Raw genomic sequence first — 18215 nt, forward strand, 5'->3', positions numbered from 1 at the left:
ATTTTATGCTTTGGCTTGGAGGAATAACTTTAACTGTTGTAAATCTGCACTCGCGTGTTCAACGATGTCAGCAACCCAAGAGCCATGTTCAGCATCCCATCTTGCTTCTTCGCCATGCTGTAATAATTGAGCGATTTGCTGAATACGTTTTAACCCCACGGAACCTGCAGCACCTTTAAATTTATGTGCTTCTGAACATAAGGTATCTTTGTCTGCTGCGTCGTTAGCTTTCACTAGATTTCCAACATATTCAGGCATTAACTGCTCAAATAACACCACACTCTTGAGTAAGGTACCGGCACCAATGGCGCTGCAGTACTGTTCGAGAGTATTGAGATCTAGGATTGCTTCTAATTCAACTGTGGCCATAAGGCCTCCCTTAAGTGGTTCAATGCTTAAAACGAATTTATCACATGATACCCACTAAAATTGTCAGTGCAACTTATAGCGATATTCATGGTCTAATTCAGATTAAAATTAACAAAAAACAAACTAATAGTCGTAAATAAACGCTTACGAAATAATAGCGACGACATAACATTTAGGGAGTAAATTTATCCCACTAACTTGCCTCTATCGTTGCGCTAATGCGTGCCCTTGTCCACCATAATGCTGCAAATTATCCACAATCGCCACCAATCCATCCCAACGATAGGCACACCAATCGGGTGCTAATAGCATAGGCTTTTTCGCATAAGCGGTGACACGGTGAAAAATCACGTCTAGGGGGGTATGGCGGATCATCTCGCCGACACTGTGGGCATAATCCTCAAGACTCAATAAAGGTAAGCGCCCACTTCGCCACGACTTAGCCATAGTGCTACCTTCGACGATATGCAAAGGATGTAGCTTCAAGCCATCAACGCCATGCTGCAATACAGCAGCTAAAGTCGCCATATAATCGCTATGGGTTTCATCGGGTAAACCAAGAATGAGATGAGTGCACACCTTAAGACCGCGAGCTCTCGCCCTAGACACAGTGTCACAATAACAGGCGAAATCATGGCCACGGTTAATTCTACGCAGTGTTTCATCTTTGGCTGTTTGCAACCCGAGTTCTAACCACACATCGACACCATTTGCCTGATAACGCGCCAGTAAATCCAGTACATTATTCGGCACACAATCGGGGCGAGTTCCAACACATAAACCGACTATCTCGCCATCTTTAACCGCTTCATCGTACTTAGCCATTAACACTTGATATTCATCATAAGTGCTAGTGTAAGCTTGAAAATAAGCAATAAATTTATCGGCTTGTGCCTGAGGCTTCGCCTCACGATAGCGGCTCTTACCCTGTTCGAGTTGCTCAGTAATACTCAATAGTTCGGCGGTTTGATGGCTAAATGACGCCACATTACAGAAAGTACAACCTCCGCGCCCTAAAGTGCCGTCACGGTTAGGGCAAGTAAACTTGGCATCTATAGTGAGTTTTCGCAGTCGGGTGCCATATCGCGCCTTACAAACGGCACCAAAGGTGTTCACATATGCATCAAGCCCCATCAGAGCACCCACCAAATTTCATATCGCTTCATTGAGAATAACCAAGATAAAATCACAAATAGAAAAGAAAATACGTGAACAAATAGAAGAAAAAGCTTAGTGTAAATAAGGTAGCGAGAGTTTTCTTGGCGCTACATCAAATTCCCGCCTGACTCATACCGTTATTATCATAAATGTGCGCATCCTCAAATTAGCCAGCTTACCGCTGAGATCTTGCTCACATCAAAAATGAATAACAATTCAACAATTTTAATTTTTTATCTATTTACTGTGTTTGCAATAAAAATCACTATTTCTAAATCAAAAACAATCCCATCAGCATGTTACACCTTGGTAAATATTGAGTTTGATAGTTTTTAAAATTCTTTTTATTCATAATGTTATACGGCACATTTTACTGTTGACGTTAACGTAAGGCAATTGTGATTTGTGTATGAAACATGAATTAATACCCATGTTTTATGCAAATTTTTGGTTTGACCTTTATTGAATCTCAGGCTAATTTGGGTGGTTCGGGTGCATATCTATAGAAAGTCTTTACATTTTCTCCCCGAGTAGTAATCAGTTGAGGTCTAGGGAGGTTTTTGTATGAGCTTATATCATCCCAGTTTTGAGCGGGACAATTGTGGTTTTGGGTTGATAGCACAGATGGATGGCGAAGCCAGCCACCGTATAGTGCGCACGGCAATCCATGGTCTAGATCGCATGAAGCACCGAGGGGGCATTGCCTCCGACGGTCGCACTGGCGACGGCTGTGGTTTATTAATGCAATTACCCGTGCAATTTTTTGAAGCGATTGCCGCGGAAAATGATTGGCATTTGAGCAGAAAATTTGCCGTAGGTATGCTGTTTTTAAGTCAAGATGATGAACTGGCTGACCAAGCCAAGTTTATTCTTGAGCGCGAACTCGAGCGTGAAACCTTAAGTATTGCAGGCTGGCGCAAGGTGCCTGTCAATCCCGATGTGTTAGGTGAAATTGGCAAGGCTAGCCTGCCACAAATCTATCAAGTGCTGATCAACGCCCCCATTGGCTGGCGTGAAAAAGACTTGGAACGTCGCCTTTATATGGCGCGTCGCCGCCTAGAGCAGCAGATCACCGACGACAAAGACTTCTATGTCGCGAGTTTGTCAGGCCAAGTTATCGTCTATAAAGGTCTGATGATGCCTGTAGACTTGCCCGCGTTTTATCCCGATCTCGCGGACATTCGCTTAAAAAGCTCTATCTGCCTATTCCATCAGCGTTTCTCAACCAATACTTCTCCTAAATGGCCATTAGCTCAGCCGTTTAGATATTTAGCCCATAACGGCGAAATCAATACGATTACGGGTAACCGTCAATGGGCCCGCGCCCGTGCCTATAAGTTTAATTCGCCGCTACTTCCAGATTTGCAGCAGGCCGCTCCCTTTGTGAATGAAACAGGCTCAGACTCTTCATCTTTAGATAACATGCTGGAAATGCTGTTATCTGGTGGCATGGACTTATACCGTGCCATGCGTCTATTGATCCCGCCTGCTTGGCAAAGTAATCCGGAAATGGATGACGAATTAAAAGCCTTCTACGACTTTAACTCTATGCACATGGAGCCTTGGGATGGTCCGGCAGGTATTGTGATGACCAACGGTCGCCATGCCGCCTGCGCTGTTGACCGTAATGGTCTGCGTCCATCGCGTTATGTGATCACAAAAGATCGTATTTTGACCTTAGCCTCCGAAGTGGGTATTTGGGATTACGCCGCCGATGAAGTGATTGAAAAAGGCCGTGTTGGGCCTGGCGAATTGCTGGTATTAGATACCTTGAACGGCCGCCTGTACCAATCTTTTGAAATTGATAACGATCTTAAACGCCGCCACCCTTACAAAGAGTGGATGGCGAAAAACAGCCGTACTTTAACGCCAGCGGAAGATTTAGCCTCTGAGCAGCACGGTGCCAGCGAGTTAAGCCCTGAACTATTGCTGCAATACCAAAAACAATTTGGCTATACCCGTGAGGAATTAGAACAAGTCATTTGGGTATTGGCGAAGCAAGGTGAAGAAGCCACAGGTTCTATGGGCGATGACACACCTATGGCGGTATTGTCGAAAAAGTCACGTTCCCTGTATGACTATTTTAGGCAGAAATTTGCTCAAGTAACGAATCCACCTATCGACCCCTTACGTGAAAAGCACGTCATGTCATTGACCACTTGTATTGGCCGTGAACAGAACCTCTTCAATGAAACGACTGGGCATGCTTACCGAGTGATGTTCAATTCACCTATTTTATTATTCAGTGATTTTAACCAGTTACTGGGATTAGATAGCACTTACTATCGCGCCAATATTGTCGATTTAAATTACGAACCACAGGAAGGCTTAGAAAGTGCCATTCGCCGTATCACAGCCGAAGCCGAGCGTTTAGCCCGCAGCGGCACGACTTTGTTGATCCTTTCGGATAGAGCCATAGGTAAAACGGCGCAAGTGATCCCCGCGGCCATGGCGGTCGGTTCTGTGCAACAAATGCTGGTGAATAAGAGCCTGCGCTGCGACACCAACATTATTGTTGAAACCGCATCGGCGCGAGATCCGCATCACTTTGCTGTATTGCTTGGCTTTGGTGCCACGGCGATTTATCCGTATTTAGTGTATGAGTCAATTTCCGAACTGGCGAAACGCCATGACTTAACCGATACCACGGCATTGATGTTGAACTTCCGCTACGGCATCGAAAAAGGCTTGCGTAAGATCATGTCCAAAATGGGCATCAGCACTGTCGGCTCCTATCGTTGCAGCCAACAATTTGAAGCCATAGGCATTGCCAGCGAAGTGATCGAACTGTGTTTTAAAGGCGTAATTAGCCGCATCGAGGGTGCAGGCTTTGCAGACATCGCCCAAGACCAAGCTATTCTGCACAAAGCGGCCTACCGTGCCCATGTGCCATTACCGCAAGGTGGCCTGCTGAAATACGTTGAGGGCGGCGAGTATCACTGCTTCAACCCTGATGTGGTCAACACCTTGCAAGCGTCATTGATTGACAAAGACTTCGCGAGCTATAAAAAATTCGCCGAACTCGTCGACAATCGTCCCGTGGCCACACTGCGTGACTTAATCGGTATTAAGGGCGCGCAAACATCGATTGATGTCGCCGATGTAGAAGCGGCATCAAATCTATATTCACGTTTTGACAGCGCCGCCATGAGTATCGGCGCCTTGAGCCCTGAAGCCCATGAAGCACTGGCTATCGCGATGAACCGCTTAGGTGGCCGCTCGAACTCAGGTGAAGGTGGTGAGGATGCACGCCGCTTTAATACTGAACGCAACTCAGCAATTAAACAGATTGCCTCGGCACGCTTTGGCGTCACGGCGCATTATCTAGTTAATGCCGATGTGTTGCAGATTAAAGTCGCCCAAGGGGCAAAACCCGGTGAAGGTGGTCAGTTACCCGGCCATAAAGTGAGTGTTGAAATCGCCGGACTGCGTCATGCACGTCCTGGTGTGACCTTGATTTCACCGCCGCCGCACCACGATATTTACTCTATCGAAGATTTAGCCCAGCTGATTTTCGACTTGAAGCAAATCAATACTAAAGCGCTGATTTCAGTGAAACTTGTGTCAGAACCCGGTGTGGGCACTATCGCCACCGGCGTGGCCAAAGCCTATGCGGACATGATCACGATTTCAGGGTATGACGGCGGCACAGGTGCTAGCCCAATTACCTCAGTGAAATATGCGGGCAGTCCATGGGAGCTAGGGTTAGCCGAAGTGCATCAATCGCTAGTGGAAAATGGTCTACGTCATAAAATTCGCCTGCAAGTCGATGGCGGCTTAAAAACCGGTACCGATGTGATTAAAGCCGCGTTATTAGGCGCCGAAAGCTTTGGTTTTGGTACTGTGCCTATGATCGCCCTAGGTTGTAAATACCTGCGTATTTGCCACTTGAACAACTGTGCGACTGGCGTAGCAACGCAAGATAAAAACCTGCGTGACAACCATTACCATGGTCTGCCAGAGCGAGTGATGACTTACTTTGAGTTTGTTGCACAGGAAGTACGTGAATGGATGGCGACCTTAGGGGTGAGCAAGTTTGAAGACTTAGTCGGTCGCAGTGAATGGTTATATGCCCTCGAAGGCCAAACCGCGAAGCAACAAGGCTTAGATCTGTCACCGATTTTGTATCAACCCAAGGTGCCTGCAACCTCGTCACGCACTTGGCAAGAAACCAATCCACCGGCCGATTTAGGGCTGCTTAACCAGCATTTATTAAACGAATGCCAAAGCGCTGTCGATAAGTGCGAGAGTTTCGATGCCGCTTACAGCATCAACAACACAGACCGTTCCGTTGGCGCGACGTTGTCAGGCTATATCGCAAGCACACTCGGCGTCAAAGGCACCAAAGCACCGGTCAAACTGAGCTTTAACGGCAGTGCCGGCCAAAGCTTTGGCGTGTGGAACAGTCCTGGCCTTGAGTTAAAACTCTGCGGCGATGCCAACGACTATGTGGGTAAAGGCATGTCTGGCGGCCAAATCGTCATCTACCCGCCAATTGGCAGCCCGTTCCAAAGTGAGCGTAGCGCCATTGTCGGTAACACGTGTCTTTACGGCGCGACGGGCGGCAAGTTCTTCGCCGCAGGTCAAGCAGGCGAGCGTTTTGCAGTCCGTAACTCTGGGGCGATTGCTGTGGTTGAAGGGCTTGGCGATAACGGCTGCGAATACATGACCAGCGGCATTGTGGTTGTCCTTGGCAAAACAGGGGTGAACTTCGGCGCTGGGATGACAGGCGGTTTTGCCTATGTGTTCGATCAATTCGGCCGCTTCAATCGCCGTGTGAATACTGAGCTTGTCGATACTCAAAAACTCGAATCACCTATTCATCAACAACATTTAAAAGGTCTGATTGAAGCCCACGTGGCCGAAACGGGCAGCGAACATGCCAAGATGATCTTAAGTGATTTTGGTAACTGGTTAGATTGCTTCGTATTAGTAAAACCTAAAAATATTGCCGTGGCCGATCTGCTCAAATTAGAGAAATCGAGCCCAGAATTAGTTGTAAAAGCGGGGTAATGGCGCATGAGTAACGATTTTCAATTTATTGAAGTGGGTCGTAAAGACCCCGCTAAACACCCTGCGGCTAAACGTGCGACTCAGTTTATTGAGATCTATCAGCCTTTTGCTCAGCCTCAAGTGGCTGAGCAAGCGGACCGCTGTTTAGATTGCGGCAATCCTTATTGTGAGTGGAAGTGCCCGCTACACAATTATATTCCTAACTGGCTCAAGCTAGCGGAACAAGGTCGCATCATGGAAGCGGCAGATTTAGTACATGAGACCAACACTCTGCCCGAAATCTGCGGCCGTGTTTGTCCACAAGACAGACTCTGTGAAGGTGCTTGTACTCTGAACGACGACTTTGGCGCTGTCACTATCGGTAATGTCGAAAAATACATTACCGACACAGCGATCGCCCAAGGCTGGCGCCCCGATATGAGCAAGGTCACGCCACGCCCTGAACGAGTGGCGATTGTCGGTGCGGGTCCTGCGGGTTTAGGCTGCGCGGATATTCTGTCTCGCAACGGTGTTAAAGCTGTGGTCTTTGATAAATATCCACAAATTGGTGGTCTACTCACCTACGGTATTCCGTCTTTTAAACTCGACAAAGCCGTTATGGCGACCCGTCGCAGTGTATTAGAAGGCATGGGCATTGAGTTCAAACTCGGTGTCACTGTCGGTAAGGACATCCCATTTACTAAACTGCTCGAAGAATACGATGCCGTCTTCCTCGGTATGGGCACCTATACCGCGATGAAAGCAGGCCTTGAGGGTGAAGATGCCCAAGGCGTATACCAAGCCCTGCCCTATTTGATTGGTAACACCCATCATTTAATGGGCACCCAGAATACTGAAACGCCCTACCTGAACCTTGAAGGTAAACGTGTGGTGGTATTAGGCGGTGGTGATACTGCGATGGATTGTGTGCGCACAGCCGTCAGACAAGGTGCCAGCAGCGTAGTCTGTGCTTACCGCCGGGACGAGGCCAACATGCCAGGCTCACGTCGTGAAGTGCAAAATGCGCGGGAGGAAGGAGTTAACTTCTTGTTTAACCGTCAACCTGTGGCGATTAAAACCCAAGATGGCAAAGTGATCGCCATTGAATGCGTTGAAACAGCCATGGGCAAGGCCGATGCCAGTGGTCGTCAACGCGCCGAAGCGATTGCCGGTAGCGAACAGTTGCTCGAAGCCGATGCCATTATTATCGCCTTTGGTTTCCAACCTAGCCCAGCACCTTGGTTTGCCGAACACGGTATCGAGCTCGATCAATGGGGCCGAGTCAAAGCGAGTAAGTTAGATGAAAACCCATTCCAAACCACCAACCCGAAGGTGTTTGCCGGTGGTGATATGGTGCGTGGTTCTGACTTAGTCGTGACAGCCATTGCCGAAGGTCGCGATGCCGCCCAAGGTATTCTTAATTACTTAGACTAAGCGCTATAGATTAAGCGCCAACGTGTTTGTTTTACAGGTAAAAAACATTTTACCCTTGTCATTTTAACAAGCACTCCAATGGCTGGACTCGTGCAAACGAGTTCAGCCATTGGCTAGTGACTTATCGCAATCGGTTGATGGATAAAATAGATAGATGAAAGCGTGCATCTTAGGAGCGCACTTTTTTCGTTAACCCTCCCGCGTTTTACCCCGCGATTATCAAGCAATCCCAATCTCGCCATAACGACTGCATAAAACTGTGTGGTATATTAGCCAGCATTCCCGTGTCCCACTCTTTAAGTGTTGAATCAAAAAGGTCTCCCATGAAAATTGGAATTATTGGCGCAATGGAGCCAGAAGTCGCTCACCTGATCGCCGCCATGACAAATGCGACATCGCAAACCATTGCTGGTATTGAATTTATTGCTGGTACTCTCGCGGGTAAAGACGTAGTAGTGACTCGCTCAGGCATAGGTAAAGTCGCCGCAAGTATTGCGACCACGCTACTCATCGAAAAATATGCGCCGGATGCGGTGATCAATACTGGTTCTGCCGGTGGTTTTGTGGATTCGCTGGCCATTGGCGATATCGTGATTTCTTCTGAAGTGCGTCACCATGATGTGGATGTCACCGCCTTTGGTTATGAAATTGGCCAAATGGCGCAGCAACCTGCTGCGTTTATTCCTGCCGCACATTTAGTTGAAGCAGCCAACAAAGCGATTGCTCAACTGGGTGAAGTCAAAGCGATTGAAGGTTTGATTTGTACTGGCGACAGCTTTATTTGCGATCCTGTTCGCACCCAAGCCATGCTCAAAAACTTCCCGACTATGGCTGCCTGTGAGATGGAAGGCGCGGCAATCGCTCAAGTTTGTCATCAGTTTGGAGTGCCATTTGTGGTGATCCGCTCTTTATCGGATAACGCCAACAATGACTCGCCAGTGGATTTCGACTCTTATATTGTCAAAGCGGGTTATCACTCGGCTCTGATGGTGATGTTGCTGCTTGAGCAACTGAATCCTAGCGCAATAAAATAATCACTTAAGTGGAAAGTACCGAATGCACACCTCTTTTTATCAACAACTTGTCGAGATAGATGGCGCTTTGTTTGAAGGCTTTTTGGTACTTTTTTTTGCTTTGTTATTGGCGCGGTTAGCGCCATTACCACGGGAAATGCAGCCGCTTATTTGGTTTGGCCATTTAGCTAAGCAACTCGCCGCCAAGGTAAATCGCCCAGAACGCTCTCCAAGCCAACAAGCCACAGCAGGCTTTTTAGCTATGATGCTGTTACTGTTTCCGTTTTGGGCCATTATCACCTTTTTGCTCGAACTGGCCGCCTTTCCATGGTTTTTCGAATTTTTGGTGCTTTATCTATGCTTAACCGATGCAGGGTTTAGCCAAGTCGCCGATGAAATCGCTAAAGCCTTAAAACGTGGAGACAATGCCAGCGCAAAAAAGCTTTTACAGCCTTGGGTAGTGCGCGATACCGATAGTTTGTCGGAAATCGGCCTAGCCAAAGCCACCATAGAAAAACTCGCCACAGCGCCTATTTACGGCACAGCATCGACCATTTTCTTTTTCGCTATTGCTGGAGCACCGCTAGTGCTAGCTGTGCGAATGCTCAAACAACTCGAATTGAGCTGGCCGCCCATTCAACCAAAGTATCAACATTTCTGCAGTACTGTGAATGGTGTATCGATTATCTTGCTGGCGATTCCGGCTTGGTTGTGGAGCCTGTCGCTCGCCATTCAAGGCGGGCCTAAGGCGTTTGCAAAACTTTTTAGAGCCCCTAAAAATCATCACGCTATTCGAGGTTATGTTCTCAGTGTGAATCTCGTGGCCAGTATTTTGAGAATCGAGCTCGGTGGACCACAGAAGTTTGCTGGCGTGCGTATCAATGTGGATAAATTGTGCTACGGTCCGCAGCCAACCTGTGATGACATCACGCCTGCAATTAAGCTGACCTCACGTGCCTGTGCTATCTGGTTTAGCTTTATCATTATACTGCCCTTGTTATGGGCAAGTTTACGTTGGTTACAAAGCCTGTGATATGATGCCGCATTATCTCAACGTGAAGTTAAAGGCTGACCATCTTGCTCGAAAACATGCATGTTTCATTAACAACACCTGCGTTGTTATTTCCTGCTATCTCATTGTTATTATTAGCTTATACCAATCGTTTTTTTGCCTTAGCCGCATTAATCCGAAATTTAAGCAATGGTGAAAAACCCGTACATAAAGATCAAATTAAGAACCTGAGCCAGCGTATTACTATCATTCGTCGAATGCAGGAAGCAGGCGTGTCAAGCTTTGCCCTATGCGTACTGTGTATGATTTTTATCTATATAGGCTTTAATAAAACCGGCTCAGTGATTTTTGGCGCTAGCCTACTGCTCTTGCTCTATTCACTGATTTTATCTGTGATTGAAATCCGCATCTCTGTTGACGCATTAAATATCCATATCAAAGAGATGAGTAAATGAGCCAGTGGATCTACTTTTTTGATTTATGGGGTACCGCTGTATTTGCATTATCCGGCGCACTTGCCGCTGGACGCCATAGAATGGACCCCTTTGGCGTAATAGTGCTCGCCTCGGTTACCGCTGTCGGTGGTGGCAGTATTCGTGATGCCTTAATTGGTGCAACGCCAGTGTTCTGGATCCGCGACCCGAATTACATCATAGTGATCCTCGCGACCGTGCTCGTCTGTTTGCTATTAGTCCGTCGCCCTCGTAAGGTACCCGAGTATATTTTACCCGTCGCAGATGCCTTTGGATTGGCCCTCTTTACCGTGATAGGTGCTGAAAAGGCCCTCAATATGGGCTTGAGTGGGATGATTGCCGTCGTAATGGGCTTGATCACAGGCGTGGGAGGAGGCATTATTCGAGACTTACTGTGTAGACAAGTTCCTATGGTCTTACGCACAGAAGTCTATGCCACAGCTTCGATCATAGGTGGTATCGGCTATACCGTGAGCTTAGCCTACGGTATGGGTGAAAAAATGGCGCTGTTTCTGGCGATGGCCAGTGCCCTGTTAATCCGCTTAAGTGCCATCAAGTGGCATCTTTCATTACCGGCCTTTGATCTCAAGACCAAGAGGGAATAGTTTGCGAATATTGTGTTTTATTTTGTGCCTCATTTTTGTTCCAGCCCTCAATCCTGCAGCGGCGCAAGCCAACTCAGGTGAAATGCCACAAGAACAGCAGTTAGCCGTAAAATATATGAATGCGCTAACTGAACACGACTATAAGACACTGCGAAAATTCTATAACCGCGAAAGCGTCTTCTTCGACAAAACCGCCAACCGTAAATACACTGGCGGCCGCTTCATTATCGACTTCCTTGAGCGTGCCCACGAGGGCGTGCTCGAGTACAACTTCAACATAGAACATATGTATAATGCAGGCTCTTTAGTGGTGATGATAGGTAACTACCATTTCAAGGGTCCAGGTGAACAATTTGGCAAACCGGGGAAAATCATCGATGTTGCGATACCTGGTGTGACAAGCCTTAAGATCGACATGCTCAATCGCAGAGTAACGGAACATGTCGACCTAATTGATTACCAGACCATGTCAGACCAATTAGCGATGCAGTAGTCACAAAATTTACCCGTCTTTGAAACTTGATCCCTAAAAACGAGTCGAAACTAACAATGAGTCAATACCACTGCGTATTTCACCTTTGAAAAATTGACTGAGCCGTTTCGTTTCAATGAGGTTTGTATGAAGTTTTTTGGATTGATTGCCCTACTCGCCCTTAATGGCTTAATACTGGCCCCCAAAGCACAGGCCTTACAGCCCATTATCGTTTCCTACGCCGTTCAGCCAGTAAGCCATTTTAATCAACAACTACGTACCGCTCAGGCACAACATCAGCCTTGGTCGGAAGATCCCAATAAAATCAGCAGCCAATATGCAGGCAACAAATTTACCTTAGTGCGAACTCAAACCAATAAAGACGGCATTTTAACCTATCAAGTGAGCGAGCTTTCCAAGCAGCATCCACAGATGCTGTTGATTATCTCACTGAAACAAAACGCTAAACTTTGGCAGGTAAGTTCGGCCCAATTGGCATGGAAATGCAGTGGTGGGCAACACTTTGGCACCGACAGATGTAATATCGCCGAGCATGAGGCCAGCACAGCGCCTTAATCTTGTATTATCAAAAGATTCAAAAACAAAGAGCGCCCTAAGGCGCTCTTTTTGTTCGTTTAAACTTACTGTAGCGTAAACCTAACTAAACCAACGTCACTATACCAAAGTCACTTTGGCAAACTTACGTTTACCGACTTGGAATACAGCAACAGTACCCGCGAACAAAGTCATACGGCTATCTTCTAGCTTTTCGCCGTCCATCTTCACCGCGCCTTGCTTGATCATCCGCATCGCCTCTGAAGTCGACGACACTAAGTCTGCGTCTTTCAACAGATTGGCAATCGCAATACCTTCACCCGCAACTAACTCAATTTCTTCGATATCATCGGGGATCATGCCCTTAGAACGATCGACAAAGGCTTGATGCGCACTTTCGGCAGACGCTGCATCGTGGAAACGTGTGATAATTTCCTTAGCTAAGGCGATTTTAATGTCACGTGGGTTAGACCCATTCGCCACATCTTGCTTAAACTGTTCAATTTCAGCCAGTGGGCGGAATGACAGTAGTTCAAAGTAGCGCCACATCAAGTCATCCGAAATTGACATCAGCTTGCCAAACATTTCGTTGGCAGGTTCGCTCACGCCAATATAGTTATGCGCCGATTTAGACATTTTCTTCACGCCGTCTAAACCTTCGAGCAGCGGCATCATGATCACAGCTTGTGGCTTTTGGCCTTCGGCTTTTTGCAGTTCACGGCCCATTAACAGGTTGAACTTTTGATCTGTACCACCCAACTCAACATCGGCCTGCAGCGCAACTGAGTCATAGCCCTGAAGTAAAGGATACATAAACTCATGAATCGCAATCGACTGACCCGAGGCATAACGCTTCTTAAAGTCATCACGCTCCATCATACGAGCCACAGTTTGCTTAGACGCGAGACGGATCATACCAGCGGCGCCCAATGGCTCTAACCAGCTTGAGTTGAATTCGATACGAGTCTTAGCAGGATCGAGGATCTTGTAAACCTGTTCTTTATAGGTTTCCGCGTTCGCTAAAACTTGTTCACGGGTGAGCGGCGGACGTGTGCTATTTTTACCACTTGGGTCCCCCACCATACCAGTAAAGTCACCAATCAAAAAAATGACTTCATGACCTAACTCTTGGAATAATCTTAATTTATTCAAGATTACAGTGTGTCCAAGATGGATATCCGGAGCGGTAGGGTCAGCGCCTAACTTAATACGGAGTGGACGTCCTTCTTTGAGTTTTTCCAGCAGATCCGCTTCGAGTAAAATCTCATCGGTACCACGTCTAATTTCTGCTAATACTTGGTCTAAATCAGCCATCTCGGCAGGGACTCCTAAGGCCATGATCATAAAATGAAGAGACTTATGTTACTTGTTAGCCACCACAATTGAAAGTGTGTACACTAACGGGATTATTTAAGTCTCTGGTTATTGGTATCGGCGTCAATGGGAAAGGTTATAACGTTATTTAAATTGTTGCCTAAAAAGCATCAAATTCTCCTTAGCATTCTTTCAGTTATCACAATGATAACCATGCTTCTACCTTCTGAAGAAGCGCAAGCTTCAAGACAAACCACTAGCATTGATGACCAAGCTCAAATCAACACCCGTTATGATGTGCCCTTAGCTTTTCGCTCGCCTGAACGCCCTGAGTTGCCAGAAGGTCAAACAGATAATGCTCCGACAACGGCTGAACCGTTATCCTCACCCGATGCGCTCGCTGCAGGTGGATCCAATAATCAAGCCGCAGGATCCCACGAAAGCGCTCTTCACAGAGATGTCGAACATTTTAACGTCAAAAATGGTGATACTTTAGCCGCGGTATTTGATCGCGCTGGCTTAACCAGCAAAGATGTTTATGAAATCACCCAGTTGCCTTTAGCCAAGCAAAACTTGCTTAAGATAATGCCGGGCGAAGAAATTGTGATTTCAAAGGATGCAAACGGTAATTTGACTGAAGTGCGTTATCGAGTCGATGCTATTTCCACCCTAGTCATCACTAAAAGCCAAGAGCAATACAACGAAAAAATCTCCGAAAAGGATGTGGAAATCCGCAACCATTTCACCAGTGCCAAAATTAAGAGCAATTTCTGGAATGCCGCCGTCGATGCAGGCATGTCTGCCAACCAGATATTACAATTATCGACCGTATTCGGCTGGGATATCGACTTTGCCTTAGACTTACGCGAAGGCGACAGCTTCGCCATTATTTACGAGCAAGAATATGCCGATGGTGAATTTTTGCGTAATGGCAATATCTTAGCAGCAGAATTTGTTAACCAAGATGAACGCTATACTGCCATTCGCTATACCGACGGTAACTATTATTCCGAAAATGGCACTAGCATGCGTAAAGCCTTCCTGCGCTCACCGGTCGATTTTAAGTATGTCAGCTCCAACTTTAACCCAAGACGTTTGCACCCAGTGACAGGCCAAGTCAAAGCCCATCGCGGTGTAGACTATGTCGCAGCCATTGGCACGCCCATTAAAGCTGCGGGTAGTGGACGCGTTATTGAGTCTGGTTATAATCAATTCAACGGTAACTATGTGTTTATCAAACATAACGATACCTATACCACCAAATATCTACACCTCACAAAACGTAATGTCAGCAAAGGCGCCAACGTTAAGCAAGGACAAATTATTGGTACTTTAGGTAAAACAGGCCGTGTCACAGGGGCTCATTTACATTACGAATTTATCGTCAATGGCGTACACCGCAACCCGAGAACGATTACGCTACCGAAATCCGAATCAATTGCGAGAAAAGAAAAAAATCAATTCGATGCACTTAGCAAGCAATTGATGACTACACTTTCGCAAAACAAGCAAACGCAATTGGCAATGCAATAACGACGGATGGATTCCTCCCAATGAAAAACGCTTATTATATTGGACTGATGTCAGGCACCAGCATGGACGGTGTCGATGCGGTATTGGTCGACTTTTCAGGCGCGCAGCCGCAACTTATCGCCAGCCATACCGAAGCTATTCCGAGCCATTTGCTCAAAGGTCTACAGCGCCTGTGCTTACCCAGCTCAGATGAAATTAACCGCCTCGGCCGTTTAGATCGTAATGTGGGTCAGCTGTTTGCCTTAGCAGTCAATAATCTGATGGCTAAATGTGCTATTGCGAAAGAAGATGTCATCGCCATTGGTAGCCATGGTCAAACCGTGCGCCATATGCCAAACCTCGAAGTGGGTTTTACCTTACAAATTGGCGATCCTAATACTATTGCGACCGAAACAGGCATAGATGTCATTGCCGATTTTCGTCGCAAAGATATTGCCCTTGGTGGGCAAGGCGCGCCCTTAGTACCCGCATTCCACCAGCAAACCTTTGCCCAAGTCGGTAAAAAACGTGTCATCCTCAATATTGGTGGTATTGCTAATATCACCTATCTGCCGGGCAATAGCGAAGAAGTCTTAGGTTTTGATACAGGGCCAGGCAACACCTTAATTGATGCCTGGATGCAACAGGTTAAAAGTGAACCCTTCGATAAAAATGGCGAATGGGCTGCATCCGGAAAAACTGATCAAAGCTTATTAACTCAGCTACTTTCGCATCCGTATTTCTCCCTTGCTTACCCTAAAAGCACCGGTCGCGAACTGTTTAACCAAGCTTGGTTAGAGCAGCAATTATCGCCCTTTAATCATTTAGATGAAGAAGATATTCAATCAACTTTATTGGATTTAACCTGCCACAGCATAGCCCAAGACATTATTAAACTATCCAATGAAGGGGAATTATTCGTCTGTGGCGGCGGTGCATTTAATGGTCAACTGATGCAGCGACTTGCAGCCTTATTGCCAGGTTATAAGCTGGATACTACCTCGGCCCTTGGCGTCGATCCTAAGTGGGCAGAAGGCATCGCCTTTGCCTGGCTCGCCATGCGCAATCACTTAGGTTTACCCGCTAATCTCCCTGCAGTAACAGGCGCCTCCCGCGAAGCCGTACTCGGCGGACGATTTAGCGCTAAGTAATTGGCCTTCGCAAAATACTAAAGTGATAACCTAAACAAGAGCTTCTACATAAAGCTCTTGTTGTCTTTAAAAGACAAACTAATCTTTTCCCCTCTTCCTGCCTAAATTTATCAAGAAAATCAGCAGCTATTTTAAAGCCATCTATTCTTAATTACTGAAGCATTTAGTGACAGAAGCATGAGTAAAAAAAGTTTCGTCACTGAAGCTTAATCAAGTCTCACTATAGTAAAAACGGATACAGGATATTGCTCTAAACAGCTCAAACACTTAGGAATAGCCTCATAGGCGTCCAATAAAAAACTGGTTTTAAGGGAACTCGTGTCTACAGCGCGATTTTGCTCACTCAGACAAGATCCGTTAATAGGCAGGTAAATTAGGAATAAAGACGCACTGATTAACAAGCAAGCGTCTTTAAAAGAATAGGAAATCAAACAATGAACATGTCACAAAAAATGGCGGCAGAATTTCTTGGCACCTTGTGGTTAGTCCTTGGAGGTTGTGGCAGTGCGGTACTTGCCGCTGCATTTCCCGAGGTGGGCATAGGCTTACTCGGCGTCGCTTTAGCTTTTGGATTAACCGTATTAACCATGGCCTTTGCGATTGGCCATATTTCAGGTTGTCATCTCAACCCTGCAGTGTCATTCGGCCTTTGGGCTGGGGGACGTTTTCCGGCAGCAGAATTATTGCCCTATATCGTAGCCCAAGTCGCGGGTGGAATTGTTGGCGCTGGCATCTTGTATCTCATCGCTTCAGGACAAGAGGGATTTTCACTCGCGGGCGGATTTGCCTCTAACGGTTTTGGTGAGCACTCACCGGGTGGCTATAGCATGCTGTCGGTGATGATTTGTGAAATCGTTATGACACTGTTCTTCTTGATTATTATTTTAGGCGCCACCGATGAGCGAGCGCCTAAGGGATTTGCCCCAATTGCCATAGGGTTAGGTTTAACCTTAATTCACCTTATTAGTATTCCTGTGTCCAATACTTCAGTAAACCCAGCGCGTAGCACAGGCCCTGCACTGTTTGTCGGTGACTGGGCGGTATCACAACTCTGGTTGTTCTGGGTAGCACCGATTGCCGGTGCCATTTTGGCGGGCTTTATCTATCGTTACTTCCGCTCGGTAGAATAAAAGCCGAAGATCTAACACAACAGCGCTCTCTTGGCGCTGTTGTTCTTTTTCTAATCCCGCTCTAATGTTACCATTTAGCCAACTGGCGAATTTTGCTGTGCCCTAGGTTTTTACATTAGAGACACAACAGGCTTCGCCCTATTCAAGCAAAAGAGATATTTTTCATGAGCAAGACTGTTAAAAACCTCGCTGAGACAGCAGCAATGACGCCAGAAGCCCGTTACGATTACCTCGTTGAACAAGTTAAAGAACACAAAATACTTTGGACATTACAAGACCAAGACGGTTGCGTGATGTTAACCACTGAAGAAGAAGATTGCATCCCAATGTGGCCAACCGAAGAAGCCGCTGATTCTTGGGCAGTGGATGAATGGAGTGATTGTCAAACGTTAGCGATTCCACTCGACGAATTTCACGAAAGATGGGTGCCAGGCATGGAAGATGACGACCTCTTTGTCGCCGTATTCCCAGTATTAGATGATTTAGGTGTGGTAATCCCGCCTTATGAGTTAGATCAAAGATTAGCGCCGAAGCAAAGCCACTAATCGCTATCGCTAAACGAGAATGCCTATGAGCGAGCAAAAATCAGCGATACAGACACCAGAGGCAAGTACAGCCCTGAGTCAGCACTTTCCGAAACGACTCATTGCCCTATTGCTAGTGTATGTTGTTGCGTCAGTGAGTGGCTTAATCGCTAAACAAGGGGTGTTATTTTGTCTGCTAACCCTCCTGATGGTGATTGCCATTATCGGTCGGCAAAAAGCAGGGCTTATCATGCTGCGCGGCTACACAGTCGTGCAGCTTGGATTGATTAGCATGCTGCCAGTGATCATGTACGATCCGGGCAACTTAGTGGTAGGTCCAACGACAGTGTACTTAGGTGAATGGCAGGGAAAACTGCCAGACTATGTGATTTTTATCGCTTTGATCGTCTTGTCATTACTGCAAGTTTGGATAGCCTTTGATAAAAAGGTAAAGGCATGGTTTAAACCTAAGCTTAACCTGAACATCATGAGCTAAGCTCT

The 18215-nt window shown here is 46.6% G+C and carries 16 protein-coding genes; 13 read left to right on the forward strand and 3 right to left on the reverse strand.

Translation table 11 applies throughout. From position 1 onward, the window contains the following. Window positions 1-3: 3 nt before the first annotated feature. Both L5M51_RS13790 and L5M51_RS13795 read right to left on the reverse strand, forming a co-directional pair. Entirely contained in the window at window positions 4-369 is a 366-nt protein-coding gene (locus L5M51_RS13790; protein WP_028760840.1) for an Hpt domain-containing protein, read from the reverse strand. Between the two features lie 204 nt (window positions 370-573). Further along, the gene (locus L5M51_RS13795; protein ID WP_173246136.1) at window positions 574-1503 is read right to left on the reverse strand and encodes a TIGR01212 family radical SAM protein; all 930 of its coding nucleotides are present in this window, start codon (window positions 1501-1503) and stop codon (window positions 574-576) included. A gap of 588 nt (window positions 1504-2091) precedes the next feature. Here L5M51_RS13795 and gltB point away from each other — a divergent pair. The 8 genes from gltB (at window position 2092) to L5M51_RS13835 (ending at window position 12104) form a co-directional block, all read left to right on the forward strand. Continuing rightward, the gene (gene gltB, locus L5M51_RS13800) at window positions 2092-6540 is read left to right on the forward strand and encodes a glutamate synthase large subunit (protein WP_263173314.1); all 4449 of its coding nucleotides are present in this window, start codon (window positions 2092-2094) and stop codon (window positions 6538-6540) included. A 6-nt stretch (window positions 6541-6546) separates the two neighbouring features. After that, complete coding sequence (locus L5M51_RS13805; protein WP_263173315.1) at window positions 6547-7953, forward strand: FAD-dependent oxidoreductase; 1407 nt, start codon at window positions 6547-6549, stop codon at window positions 7951-7953. Window positions 7954-8276: 323 nt separating this feature from the next. After that, on the forward strand, window positions 8277-8987 hold the full coding sequence (locus tag L5M51_RS13810; protein WP_173246143.1) for a 5'-methylthioadenosine/adenosylhomocysteine nucleosidase: 711 nt from the start codon (window positions 8277-8279) through the stop codon (window positions 8985-8987). Window positions 8988-9009: 22 nt separating this feature from the next. Beyond that, complete coding sequence (locus L5M51_RS13815; RefSeq protein ID WP_028760845.1) at window positions 9010-9999, forward strand: cobalamin biosynthesis protein; 990 nt, start codon at window positions 9010-9012, stop codon at window positions 9997-9999. A 56-nt stretch (window positions 10000-10055) separates the two neighbouring features. Continuing rightward, complete coding sequence (locus L5M51_RS13820; RefSeq protein ID WP_012088590.1) at window positions 10056-10433, forward strand: DUF2721 domain-containing protein; 378 nt, start codon at window positions 10056-10058, stop codon at window positions 10431-10433. Then, complete coding sequence (locus tag L5M51_RS13825) at window positions 10430-11056, forward strand: trimeric intracellular cation channel family protein (protein ID WP_105249873.1); 627 nt, start codon at window positions 10430-10432, stop codon at window positions 11054-11056. Before L5M51_RS13820 ends, L5M51_RS13825 begins: the two co-directional genes overlap by 4 nt. A 1-nt stretch (window position 11057) precedes the next feature. Next, window positions 11058-11549 carry a nuclear transport factor 2 family protein gene (locus tag L5M51_RS13830; protein ID WP_028760847.1) on the forward strand — a complete coding sequence of 164 codons (492 nt, stop codon included), beginning with the start codon at window positions 11058-11060 and terminating at the stop codon, window positions 11547-11549. 126 nt (window positions 11550-11675) lie between these two features. After that, window positions 11676-12104 (forward strand): hypothetical protein, encoded by a 429-nt coding sequence (locus L5M51_RS13835; protein WP_113940677.1) that lies wholly within the window; start codon window positions 11676-11678, stop codon window positions 12102-12104. A 99-nt stretch (window positions 12105-12203) separates the two neighbouring features. Here the strand turns inward: L5M51_RS13835 and tyrS are convergent, their stop codons facing one another. Further along, window positions 12204-13397 (reverse strand): tyrosine--tRNA ligase, encoded by a 1194-nt coding sequence (gene tyrS / locus L5M51_RS13840; protein WP_173246149.1) that lies wholly within the window; start codon window positions 13395-13397, stop codon window positions 12204-12206. Window positions 13398-13523: 126 nt separating this feature from the next. Here tyrS and L5M51_RS13845 point away from each other — a divergent pair, with 126 nt between their 5' ends. The 5 genes from L5M51_RS13845 to L5M51_RS13865 all read left to right on the forward strand — a co-directional run bounded on the left by L5M51_RS13845 (window position 13524) and on the right by L5M51_RS13865 (window position 18210). Further along, window positions 13524-14930, forward strand: a complete 1407-nt coding sequence (locus L5M51_RS13845) for a peptidoglycan DD-metalloendopeptidase family protein (RefSeq protein ID WP_263160841.1) — start codon at window positions 13524-13526, stop codon at window positions 14928-14930. A 20-nt stretch (window positions 14931-14950) separates the two neighbouring features. Next, window positions 14951-16060, forward strand: coding sequence for an anhydro-N-acetylmuramic acid kinase (locus L5M51_RS13850; RefSeq protein WP_028760851.1), 1110 nt, complete (start codon window positions 14951-14953; stop codon window positions 16058-16060). Between the two features lie 434 nt (window positions 16061-16494). After that, window positions 16495-17190, forward strand: a complete 696-nt coding sequence (aqpZ, locus tag L5M51_RS13855; RefSeq protein WP_263173320.1) for an aquaporin Z — start codon at window positions 16495-16497, stop codon at window positions 17188-17190. A 164-nt stretch (window positions 17191-17354) separates the two neighbouring features. Next, window positions 17355-17735, forward strand: a complete 381-nt coding sequence (locus L5M51_RS13860) for a DUF2750 domain-containing protein (protein ID WP_028760853.1) — start codon at window positions 17355-17357, stop codon at window positions 17733-17735. Window positions 17736-17760: 25 nt separating this feature from the next. Next, a complete protein-coding gene (locus L5M51_RS13865) occupies window positions 17761-18210 on the forward strand; it encodes a hypothetical protein (RefSeq protein WP_028760854.1) in 450 nt (149 codons plus the stop codon). Window positions 18211-18215 lie beyond the last annotated feature (5 nt).

This window comes from Shewanella sp. SM73 (genome assembly GCF_025653795.1).
Lineage (GTDB): Bacteria > Pseudomonadota > Gammaproteobacteria > Enterobacterales > Shewanellaceae > Shewanella > Shewanella oncorhynchi.

Excerpts from the sequence above, each read along its gene's own strand:
- L5M51_RS13790 (WP_028760840.1), bottom strand. The coding sequence starts at position 369 with ATGGCCACAGTTGAATTAGAAGCAATCCTAGATCTCAATACTCTCGAA.
- L5M51_RS13795 (WP_173246136.1), bottom strand. The coding sequence starts at position 1,503 with ATGGGGCTTGATGCATATGTGAACACCTTTGGTGCCGTTTGTAAGGCG.
- gltB (WP_263173314.1), top strand. The coding sequence starts at position 2,092 with ATGAGCTTATATCATCCCAGTTTTGAGCGGGACAATTGTGGTTTTGGG.
- L5M51_RS13805 (WP_263173315.1), top strand. The coding sequence starts at position 6,547 with ATGAGTAACGATTTTCAATTTATTGAAGTGGGTCGTAAAGACCCCGCT.
- L5M51_RS13810 (WP_173246143.1), top strand. The coding sequence starts at position 8,277 with ATGAAAATTGGAATTATTGGCGCAATGGAGCCAGAAGTCGCTCACCTG.
- L5M51_RS13815 (WP_028760845.1), top strand. The coding sequence starts at position 9,010 with ATGCACACCTCTTTTTATCAACAACTTGTCGAGATAGATGGCGCTTTG.
- L5M51_RS13820 (WP_012088590.1), top strand. The coding sequence starts at position 10,056 with ATGCATGTTTCATTAACAACACCTGCGTTGTTATTTCCTGCTATCTCA.
- L5M51_RS13825 (WP_105249873.1), top strand. The coding sequence starts at position 10,430 with ATGAGCCAGTGGATCTACTTTTTTGATTTATGGGGTACCGCTGTATTT.
- L5M51_RS13835 (WP_113940677.1), top strand. The coding sequence starts at position 11,676 with ATGAAGTTTTTTGGATTGATTGCCCTACTCGCCCTTAATGGCTTAATA.
- tyrS (WP_173246149.1), bottom strand. The coding sequence starts at position 13,397 with ATGGCTGATTTAGACCAAGTATTAGCAGAAATTAGACGTGGTACCGAT.
- L5M51_RS13845 (WP_263160841.1), top strand. The coding sequence starts at position 13,524 with ATGGGAAAGGTTATAACGTTATTTAAATTGTTGCCTAAAAAGCATCAA.
- L5M51_RS13850 (WP_028760851.1), top strand. The coding sequence starts at position 14,951 with ATGAAAAACGCTTATTATATTGGACTGATGTCAGGCACCAGCATGGAC.
- aqpZ (WP_263173320.1), top strand. The coding sequence starts at position 16,495 with ATGAACATGTCACAAAAAATGGCGGCAGAATTTCTTGGCACCTTGTGG.
- L5M51_RS13860 (WP_028760853.1), top strand. The coding sequence starts at position 17,355 with ATGAGCAAGACTGTTAAAAACCTCGCTGAGACAGCAGCAATGACGCCA.
- L5M51_RS13865 (WP_028760854.1), top strand. The coding sequence starts at position 17,761 with ATGAGCGAGCAAAAATCAGCGATACAGACACCAGAGGCAAGTACAGCC.